This window comes from Paenibacillus sp. FSL L8-0638 (assembly GCF_038593075.1).
GTDB classification, from domain to species: domain Bacteria; phylum Bacillota; class Bacilli; order Paenibacillales; family Paenibacillaceae; genus Paenibacillus; species Paenibacillus polymyxa_D.
Genome location: NZ_CP151960.1, coordinates 1 through 10,000 on the forward strand (window position 1 = coordinate 1; position 10,000 = coordinate 10,000).

General features: G+C 45.8%; 8 protein-coding genes (1 of these 8 cut by a window edge). 7 read left to right on the forward strand and 1 reads right to left on the reverse strand.

All coding sequences use genetic code 11. From position 1 onward, the window contains the following. The 6 genes from dnaA (at position 1) to gyrB (ending at position 6,321) form a co-directional block, all read left to right on the forward strand. Complete coding sequence (dnaA, locus tag MKY35_RS00005) at positions 1-1,347, forward strand: chromosomal replication initiator protein DnaA (RefSeq protein ID WP_029518975.1); 1,347 nt, start codon at positions 1-3, stop codon at positions 1,345-1,347. Between the two features lie 186 nt (positions 1,348-1,533). Beyond that, on the forward strand, positions 1,534-2,676 hold the full coding sequence (gene dnaN / locus MKY35_RS00010) for a DNA polymerase III subunit beta (RefSeq protein ID WP_029518977.1): 1,143 nt from the start codon (positions 1,534-1,536) through the stop codon (positions 2,674-2,676). A 47-nt stretch (positions 2,677-2,723) separates the two neighbouring features. Beyond that, entirely contained in the window at positions 2,724-2,942 is a 219-nt protein-coding gene (yaaA, locus tag MKY35_RS00015; RefSeq protein WP_029518979.1) for a S4 domain-containing protein YaaA, read from the forward strand. A gap of 54 nt (positions 2,943-2,996) precedes the next feature. Continuing rightward, complete coding sequence (gene recF, locus MKY35_RS00020) at positions 2,997-4,112, forward strand: DNA replication/repair protein RecF (protein WP_322251704.1); 1,116 nt, start codon at positions 2,997-2,999, stop codon at positions 4,110-4,112. Positions 4,113-4,128: 16 nt separating this feature from the next. Beyond that, positions 4,129-4,380: an extracellular matrix/biofilm biosynthesis regulator RemA family protein gene (locus MKY35_RS00025; RefSeq protein WP_007433255.1), complete on the forward strand. Its 252-nt coding sequence runs from the start codon at positions 4,129-4,131 to the stop codon at positions 4,378-4,380. A 30-nt stretch (positions 4,381-4,410) separates the two neighbouring features. Then, complete coding sequence (gene gyrB, locus MKY35_RS00030; protein WP_013308100.1) at positions 4,411-6,321, forward strand: DNA topoisomerase (ATP-hydrolyzing) subunit B; 1,911 nt, start codon at positions 4,411-4,413, stop codon at positions 6,319-6,321. Positions 6,322-6,462: 141 nt separating this feature from the next. Here gyrB and MKY35_RS00035 read toward each other — a convergent pair whose 3' ends face one another. Then, entirely contained in the window at positions 6,463-7,290 is an 828-nt protein-coding gene (locus MKY35_RS00035) for a YheC/YheD family protein (protein WP_342445264.1), read from the reverse strand. Between the two features lie 466 nt (positions 7,291-7,756). On the opposite strand from MKY35_RS00035, the gene gyrA reads away from it, so the two are divergent. Continuing rightward, on the forward strand, positions 7,757-10,000 hold the 5' portion of the coding sequence (gene gyrA, locus MKY35_RS00040; RefSeq protein ID WP_342445265.1) for a DNA gyrase subunit A. The gene runs 321 nt beyond the window's last position; only the first 2,244 of its 2,565 coding nucleotides appear in the window; it begins with the start codon at positions 7,757-7,759; the stop codon falls past the right edge of the window.

Genomic DNA, 10,000 nt, shown 5'->3' on the forward strand with positions numbered 1-10,000 from the left:
GTGGACAGCCATACCTCTGAACTATGGCAGCAAATTCTATCCATCATACAAACCAAGCTGAGTAAGCCGAGTTACGACACTTGGTTTAAGGCTACCAAGGCAGCGAAACTAAATGACCACTCCATTGTGATTTCTGCACCGACAACTTTTGCCGTGGAATGGCTTGAAAGCCGCTATACCAAGCTAGTCGGAGCAACGGTTTATGAGATTTTGGGCAAACAGCTAGAGGTCAAGTTCGTTATTGAAGAGAACAAGCCCGCCGAGGTCGACCTTCAGCAACAACCTCAGCAGCAGCCGGTCGTTCATGAAGAAGCTGTGTCCCATATGCTGAATCCCAAATATACATTCGATACATTTGTCATCGGATCGGGGAACCGTTTTGCCCATGCGGCATCGCTGGCCGTCGCCGAGGCGCCGGCCAAAGCTTATAATCCGCTGTTTTTATACGGTGGTGTAGGGCTGGGGAAAACGCATCTGATGCACGCTATCGGACACTATATTTTGGAGCACAATCCGGCCAGCAAGGTCGTTTATTTATCGTCGGAGAAGTTTACGAATGAATTCATTAATGCCATCCGGGACAACCGCGGGGAAAGTTTTCGGAATAAATATCGCAACATTGATATTCTGCTCATTGACGATATTCAATTCATTGCGGGTAAGGAATCGACGCAGGAGGAATTTTTCCACACGTTCAACGCGCTTCATGAGGAACGCAAGCAGATTATAATCTCAAGCGATCGGCCACCTAAAGAGATTCCAACGCTGGAAGAACGGCTGCGCTCTCGCTTCGAGTGGGGACTCATAACGGATATTCAACCGCCGGATCTGGAAACGAGAATTGCTATTCTTCGGAAAAAGGCGCGGGCGGAAAACCTGGATATTCCCAATGAGGCCATGATGTATATCGCTAATCAAATTGATACAAACATCCGTGAGCTGGAAGGGGCGCTTATTCGCGTTGTCGCTTATTCCTCCTTAACCAATCAGGATGTATCAAGTCATCTCGCGGCTGAGGCGTTGAAGGACATTATCCCGTCTAGTCGTCCAAAAATGATCACGATCCAGGATATACAGCACCAAGTCGGGGAATTTTACAATTTACGGCTGGAGGATTTTAAAGCGCGTAAACGGACGAAGGCTGTAGCTTTTCCACGACAGATTGCCATGTACCTGTCTCGTGAGTTAACCGATTATTCTTTGCCAAAAATCGGTGAAGCTTTCGGTGGGCGTGATCATACGACTGTCATTCATGCGCACGAAAAAATCTCCAAATCCATTCAAGTGGATCAGGATCTGTTTAAAGTTATCAACAACCTAATAGAAAAAATCAAAAATCCAACCTGAACAAGTTCAGAGCCTATACACAATTTATACACATGTGGATAGGCTTGATTTTATTAGGGTTACAGTGACTTATCCACATATTCAGTGCGCCTATTACTATTACTAATATATTTTAAAGATATACATCACCTAAATAAGGCCCGCGTCAACGCGTGCTTGAAGGATTAAAACCCGTAGGAGGAACTTATGAAGATCAGCATTCTGAAAAACGTTTTGAACGAGGCTATACAACATGTATCCAAAGCGATATCAAGTCGAACTACGATTCCAATTCTGAGTGGTATTAAGCTGGATGTGAATCACCAGGGAGTAACGCTGACCGCCAGCGATACAGACATCTCGATTCAATCCTTTATTCCGATGGAGGATGGTGACCAAACTGTCGTTCAGGTTGAACAACCCGGCAGTGTGGTGCTGCCTGCCAAATTCTTTGTCGAAATTATCAAAAAGTTGCCTTCGCAGGAGATTCGTATGGAGGTAAAAGACCAATTCCAAACCTTTATCTCATCCGGTGCAACTGAAATTCAGATTGTTGGCTTAGATCCTGAAGAATTCCCGGTGCTTCCCAACATTGAAGAAAATCAAGTCATCTCTGTGCCAGGAGATTTACTTAAAAATATGATTAAACAGACGGTGTTCTCCATTTCCACCCACGAAACGACACCGATTTTAACCGGCGTGTTGTGGAATCTGGCTGAGGGGGAACTGAAGTTTGTGGCAACGGACCGCCACCGCCTTGCCACCCGCAGCGCTCATTTAGAGACGTCTGAAGGCTTGCGCTTTAGCAATGTTGTCATTGCGGGCAAAACGCTGAATGAGCTGAGCAGAATTATTCCAGACCAAAATATGCTTGTGGATATCGTAGTAGCGGACAATCAGGTATTATTCAAAGTAGATCGGGTGCTATTTTATTCCCGCATCTTGGACGGCACCTATCCTGATACTTCTAGAATTATTCCGACCTCCTACAAAACAGAACTGATTGTGGATACAAAAAGTTTAAGTGAGTCAATTGACCGTGCTTATTTGCTGTCCCGTGAGGAAAAAACGAATATCGTAAAAATGCAGTCGCTGGAAAATGGCGGTTTGGAAATTTCCTCTAGTTCCTCTGAGCTTGGCAAAGTGCGTGAGGAAGTAACGGTGTCCAAATTTGAGGGGGAGCCGCTCAAAATTTCGTTCAACTCCAAATACATGCTTGACGTGCTGAAGGTGATTGACAGCGAGCAGCTGACGATTGCTTTTACCGGCATTATGAGTCCCATTATTTTAAAACCGGCAGATTCCAGCAATGCGCTATATATCATCCTGCCATATCGCACAACCAACTGATGTCTAGCGTTAACCCACCTGAGGACAACCGAAAGGATGAACAAGCTTTGAAACCAATATCTATACAGACCGAATACATCAAGCTCGATCAATTTTTAAAATTAGCCGATTGTGTATCCACAGGAGGCATGGCTAAAGCCCTGCTGCAAGAGGGACAAGTCCGTGTGAATGGTGAACCGGAAGAACGTCGTGGAAGAAAACTGTACCCGGGTGATACCGTAGAAGTAGAGGACAACGGAAGTTTTGAAGTTACAGCAGGAGCATGATCGCCTGGGTGGCAAGGACTCCTTTTAGGTACGGAATAACAAGGGGGACCCTATGTGTTTGTGAACAACATTGTTTTGCAGCAGTACCGGAACTATGAACAGCTGGAACTGAATGAATTTGGTCCCGTTAATTTGCTGATCGGACAAAATGCGCAGGGCAAAACGAATCTGGTAGAGGCTATTTTTGTACTGGCTTTAACCAAAAGTCATCGAACGTCCCGCGACAAGGAGTTAATCTCTTTCGGGGCTACTTCCACTCACCTAGCTGCGGATGTGGATAAAAAATACGGGAAAATCAGATTGGATCTCTCGTTATCCACACAAGGCAAAAAAGCAAAGATCAACGGACTGGAGCAGCGAAAACTGAGCGATTTTATCGGTTCGTTAAATGTGGTCATGTTTGCACCTGAGGATCTGGAAATTGTGAAAGGAACACCGGGGGTTCGCCGCCGGTTTCTTGACATGGAAATCGGACAGGTTGCGCCAGGATATCTGTATCATTTGCAGCAATATCAGAAAGTATTGGTTCAGCGAAACAACCTGCTCAAGCAGGCTTGGGGTAAGGATATGGCATCAGTGCAGCTGATGCTGGAGGTATGGAATGAGCAACTTGTTGAGCATGGTGTTAAAATTGTTAAAAAGCGGAAACAATTTATAACAAAGCTACAAAAGTGGGCTCAGGCCATTCATGAAGGGATCGCAGGTGGGACAGAAGAGTTAAAATTAACCTATGTTCCCTCCTTCAGTGAGCCAGAGGAAGAAGATGAAGCTGTCTTATTGGAGCGATTTATGATAAAGTTATCCCAAATGAGGGAACAGGAAATCCGCCGTGGCATGACTTTGGCGGGACCCCATCGTGATGATTTGGCCTTTGCCATTAACGGCAGAGAAGTGCATACGTATGGCTCTCAGGGGCAGCAGCGGACGACGGCCCTGTCCTTGAAGTTGGCCGAAATAGAGTTAATTCATGAGGAAATTGGTGAATACCCTGTCTTGCTGCTGGATGATGTTTTGTCCGAGTTGGACCCCTATCGTCAAACGCAGCTGATTGAGACTTTCCAAAGCAAGGTACAGACCTTTATCACGGCAACCGGGGTTGAGACTTTGAACACTGAACGGCTCAAGGATGCCAATATTTATCACGTCCACGACGGGCATGTGGAACACTAAGGAGTGAGTGACTGCTATGTATATTCATCTGGGTGGAGAAAAAATCATCCGCTCGTCAGAGCTTGTGGCTATTTTCGATATCTCGATTGAAAAATCCTCCAAAATCTCCAAGCAATACGTGAACCACGCCCAACAGCAAAAGCATGTCGAGATGATTGGCGAAGAGGAAGCCAAGTCCATCGTAGTGACTCAGAATACGGTGTATTATTCCCCCATCTCCTCAACAACACTCAAAAAGCGGGCAAACCAGTTTGTTGCCAATGCTTAACCATAGAATCTATAGAAGTAGGTGAAAGGCATGTCTATGAATCAACCGTCTTATGATGCGGGCGAGATTCAGGTCCTCGAGGGCCTGGAAGCGGTTCGGAAACGTCCCGGGATGTATATTGGCTCCACGAGCGCCAAAGGTCTCCATCATCTGGTCTGGGAAGTTGTGGACAACAGCATTGACGAAGCGCTGGCGGGTTATTGTGACAGCATTCAAGTTGTGGTTCACGAAGATAACAGCGTTACCGTTACAGATAACGGACGCGGTATTCCGGTAAGCGAGCACGCCAAAATGAAAAAATCTGCGCTGGAAGTCGTTATGACTGTACTTCACGCAGGTGGTAAATTCGGAGGCGGAGGGTACAAGGTATCCGGTGGTCTGCATGGGGTTGGGGTATCGGTAGTGAATGCTCTCTCCAGCAAAATGATCGTTCATGTTAAACGGGACGGACATCTGTATGAGCAGGAATATCACCGTGGTGCTCCGCAGTATGATGTCAGAGTCATCGGTGATACAGACGAGACGGGTACCCAAACGACCTTCTATCCGGACGATCAAATCTTTACAGAAACGACCGTATATGATTATGATACGCTCCAAACGCGGATTCGTGAGTTGGCTTTCCTGAATAAAGGCATTGCAATCAGCTTGACTGACGAACGGACGGGAGCTAGCGATACATTCCATTACGAGGGCGGAATCAGTGAATATGTGCAATTCTTGAATCAAAAAAGAGAAGCGCTACATGAACAGCCGATTTATGTCGAAGGCTCGCGGGATATGATTCAAGTCGAAGTTGCATTGCAATATAACGACAGCTATACCGAAAATATTTATTCTTTTGCCAACAACATCAACACCCATGAGGGCGGAACTCACGAATCAGGTTTCAAGAGTGCATTAACCCGGATTATAAACGATTATGCACGTAAAAATGGCTTGATTAAAGACAACAATGCCAACCTGACCGGTGACGATGTGCGTGAAGGATTGACGGCAATTATCTCCGTCAAAATTCCAGAACCACAGTTTGAGGGTCAGACCAAGACAAAGCTGGGTAACAGTGAGGTGCGAGGGATTGTCGAATCCTTATTCGCAGAGAAACTCCAGGAGTTCCTAGAGGAAAATCCGTCTGTTTCCCGCCGCGTGGTAGATAAATCATTACAAGCAGCACGTGCCCGGGAAGCAGCGCGTAAAGCGCGTGAGCTTACACGTCGCAAAAGTGCGCTGGAAATCAGTTCGCTCCCAGGCAAGTTGGCGGATTGCTCCTCTAAGGATGCTTCGATTAGTGAACTGTACATTGTCGAAGGTGACTCCGCAGGGGGATCAGCCAAGCAGGGGCGTGATCGTCACTTTCAAGCTATTTTGCCGATTCGCGGTAAAATCCTGAATGTTGAAAAGGCACGCTTGGACCGTATTTTGTCCAGTGATGAAATCCGGTCGATGGTAACAGCAATGGGTACAGGGATCGGAGACGACTTCGACATCGCCAAAGCCCGTTATCACAAGGTCATTATCATGACAGATGCGGATGTCGACGGTGCCCATATTCGTACGTTGTTGCTGACGTTCTTCTATCGGTACATGCGTAAAATCATTGATGCAGGCTATATTTATATTGCTCAACCACCACTATTCAAAGTAGAGCGTAACAAAGTTGTACGTTATGCGAACTCCGAGGCGGAACGTGATGAGATCATCAGGGAATTTGGAGAGAACGCGAAGTACAATGTACAGCGCTATAAAGGTTTGGGTGAGATGAATGCGACCCAACTTTGGGAAACTACGATGGACCCTGAGAGTCGTACTATGCTTCAGGTAACTGTCAGTGACGCGATGCTGGCTGATACACTGTTCAATACCTTGATGGGTGATAATGTAGAACCTCGTCGTGACTTTATCCAAGAGCATGCAAAGTACGTGAAAAATCTTGATTTCTAATGTGTAACGTTCCTTCCTAGTGGCTGTATTACATGCTCATTAGGTAGTATTTTGTAAGAGTTCACGAGGGGCGCCCAAATGGGCGTCCCTTTTCTTGTCATTAACCAGCCCAGGTGTATTTGAATATCTAATCTCATTGTTTTAGGCTTTTTTCTTAGAGCGTACGGGTTTACCTGTCGATGGAGAGTATCGGCCGTAGCCTACTGCATATCTGAATATTTTATGATAGAGGCTTTTGGTTGGAAGGGAAGAGAATACCTTGATTGCTGGTCTCGTATTAACCTCAAGAATCCACGGATAATTTTGCTGATCCAGTCCCACATCTAATCCAATTTCCCTTAAACGTGGGTATTTTTTTTGCAACTGCCAGGCTACCCGTTCGCCCATTTTCGATAATTTTTGCTCCAGTCGTACAGCTTCCTTTACATCCATATATGGAGCGACCAGCTCATTGAAAAAGCGTGTTGTCCCACCGCTGTGATGATTGGTGACGACTTTGTCAGGAGCAGCTACGCGTCCTACAATAAGTGTTGTTTCCCATTGGTGTCTCAAGTTCATCTGGGTTAATACCCTCAGATCGAAGGGGCGTTCTTCATGCTGAAGAAGTGGAATTCCACGTTGGATCAGATATGGACGTTTTCGTATGCGGGAAGAAACCACTCTATGCAGATCTTCTAGACTTTCGAAGGTGAAAATGTCTACTTCATAGCGAAGCACATACCAAGTTCTCTCTTCGATGATTCCTTCTTCTGTCGGCGGGAGCGGCTCTGTCAGCCTCTCTGCCCGCATAACCCCTTTTCCATAAGTACCGTTATCCGGCTTAATATAGACAGTACCATACACGGCCAACATTTCGTTTAAGTGATCAAATGTGTACAACCGTGTTTCCGGTACATAAGCAGCCAATGTCGGATTGGGGAGAATGGCATTTGTTTTGGTCCACTTACTGGATACTCGTTGAATAGACAAGTAATCTCATCCCTTTCTTTTCGAAATATGAGTCATGTACTTGGAATCCGCAACACTTTAACAAAACAAGGGAAACTAAAGGACAAGCGCGTAAAACAATGATATAATAGAGAAATACGGCGTTTTTCGGAATTTTGCTAATTGAACCCTGACCGTATACGTATTGTATGTGGAAAAGGCCCTTATGGTGGGGGCTAATCCCCAGCTCTGGGGAATTTGTTATAATCAGGGCTTGTGAGTTGTACAAGAGAATAGCGATCTGCTACAGGCAGAAAGAGAATGACGAGGGATTTACGCTGTAAAGAGGACAGATGCGTTTAATTGTGCTCTTTTTGTGAAAGTAATATAATTATACAGATGAGGATTTCAGCCAAAATCCTGCGCAGAGAGCGGAGTGTATAGGCAGTATCTTGTTAGGCTTTTCACATAGAGAGCATTGTATTGAAGGATAAGAAGGAGGACCAGCATGGCGGATCAAAATAACTCGCAAATCATCAATAGGGATATCGGAGTGGAAATGCGCGAATCCTTTATGGATTATGCCATGAGTATTATTGTTAGCCGTGCCTTGCCTGATGTGCGGGACGGACTGAAGCCGGTACACCGTCGTATTTTGTATGCGATGTCCGAGCTAGGCATGTCGCCAGATAAGCCTTACAAAAAATCGGCAAGAATCGTCGGCGAAGTTATCGGTAAATATCACCCTCATGGTGATACGGCTGTATATGATACGATGGTGCGGATGGCGCAGGATTTTTCCTTGCGTTACATGTTGGTGGATGGACACGGTAACTTTGGCTCCGTGGATGGAGATATGGCCGCTGCGATGCGTTACACCGAAGCACGGTTGTCCAAGATTGCCATGGAAATGCTACGTGATTTGAACAAAGAGACCGTTGATTTTATGCCGAACTACGATGGTGAAGAGAACGAGCCTGTCGTATTACCAGCACGTTATCCTAACTTGCTGGTGAATGGGGTCGGCGGGATTGCAGTCGGAATGGCTACCAATATTCCTCCGCATAACTTGGGAGAGGTTATCGATGGTGTACAAGCACTGATCGAAAACCCTGATATTACGCCGATGGAACTTATGGATTATATTCAAGGACCGGATTTCCCGACAGCAGGTTATATTTTAGGACGCTCTGGTATCCGTCAGGCGTACCAGACGGGCCGCGGATCTGTGACCATGCGTGCAAAGACCACCATAGAAGAGATCGGCAATAAAGCACGGATTATCGTGCATGAGCTGCCTTACCAAGTGAATAAGGCTCGCCTGGTTGAGAAAATTGCCGAATTAGTACGTGACAAACGTATTGAAGGCATTACGGATCTCCGTGATGAATCGGACCGTACGGGTATGCGTGTCGTTATTGAGTTGCGTAGAGACGTGAACCCGAATGTCGTTCTGAATAATTTGTTTAAACATACAGCTATGCAGTCGAATTTCGGTATTAATATGCTTGCCATTGTAAACAACGAACCGAAGATTCTAAACCTGAAGGATGTCTTGTATCATTATCTCAAACATCAGGTCGAAGTTATTCGTCGCCGGACAGAATTTGATCTGAAAAAGGCCGAAGCTAGAGCACACATTCTGGAAGGCTTGCGCATTGCTCTTGACCATCTGGACGAAGTTATTGCCTTGATTCGTTCTTCCCAAACTGCAGAAGCAGCTCGTGAAGGACTGATTGAGCGTTTCTCGCTCACTCTTGAGCAGTCTCAGGCTATTCTCGATATGCGTCTGCAACGTTTAACCGGTTTGGAACGTGAGAAGATTGAGAACGAATATAACGAGCTAATACAAAAGATTGCGGAATACCGTGAGATTTTGGCGAACGAGCATCTGGTACTCAACATCATTAGCGAAGAGCTGAATGAACTTAAAGGGCGTTTCGCTGATGAACGTCGCACTGAAATTACAGTGGGTGAAGAGAGTATTCTGGATGAGGATCTTATTCCGCGTGAAGATGTTATTATTACTGTAACCCATACGGGATATATCAAACGCCTTCCTGTTACCACCTATCGCAGTCAAAAACGCGGTGGTCGTGGTGTAGTGGGTATGGATACCAAAGATGAGGATTTCGTAGAGCATCTGTTCATTACGAATTCACATCATCATTTGTTATTCTTTACCGACAAGGGTAAGGTATATCGAATTAAGGCCTATGAGATTCCTGATCTAAGCCGGACAGCCCGGGGGACACCGATTATTAACCTGATTCAGATTGAACAGGGTGAGTCGATCAATGCGGTAATTCCAATCGAGGAATTTGTGGAGGATAGCTATCTTTTCTTTGCGACTCAGCATGGGATTATTAAGAAGACACCGCTTGACGACTATGCAAATATCCGCAAAGGTGGCTTGATTGCCATTAACTTGCGTGAAGATGACGCCCTGATCGAAGTGAAGCTGACGGACGGACAGCAGGAAATGATTATTGGTACAGCACAAGGCATGTCTATCCGTTTCCCTGAAAGTGATGTACGGTCTATGGGCCGTAGCGCTACAGGGGTTAAAGGGATCAACCTTGATGAGAGTGATGCTGTAATTGGTATGGACATCGTGGATACTAGTCTGGATATCCTGATTGTAACGGCCAAAGGTTATGGCAAGCGCACCCCTGTTGTGGATTATCGTATCCAAAGCCGTGGAGGTAAGGGGATCAAGACGATTAATGTTACGGATAAAAATGGTCCGGTT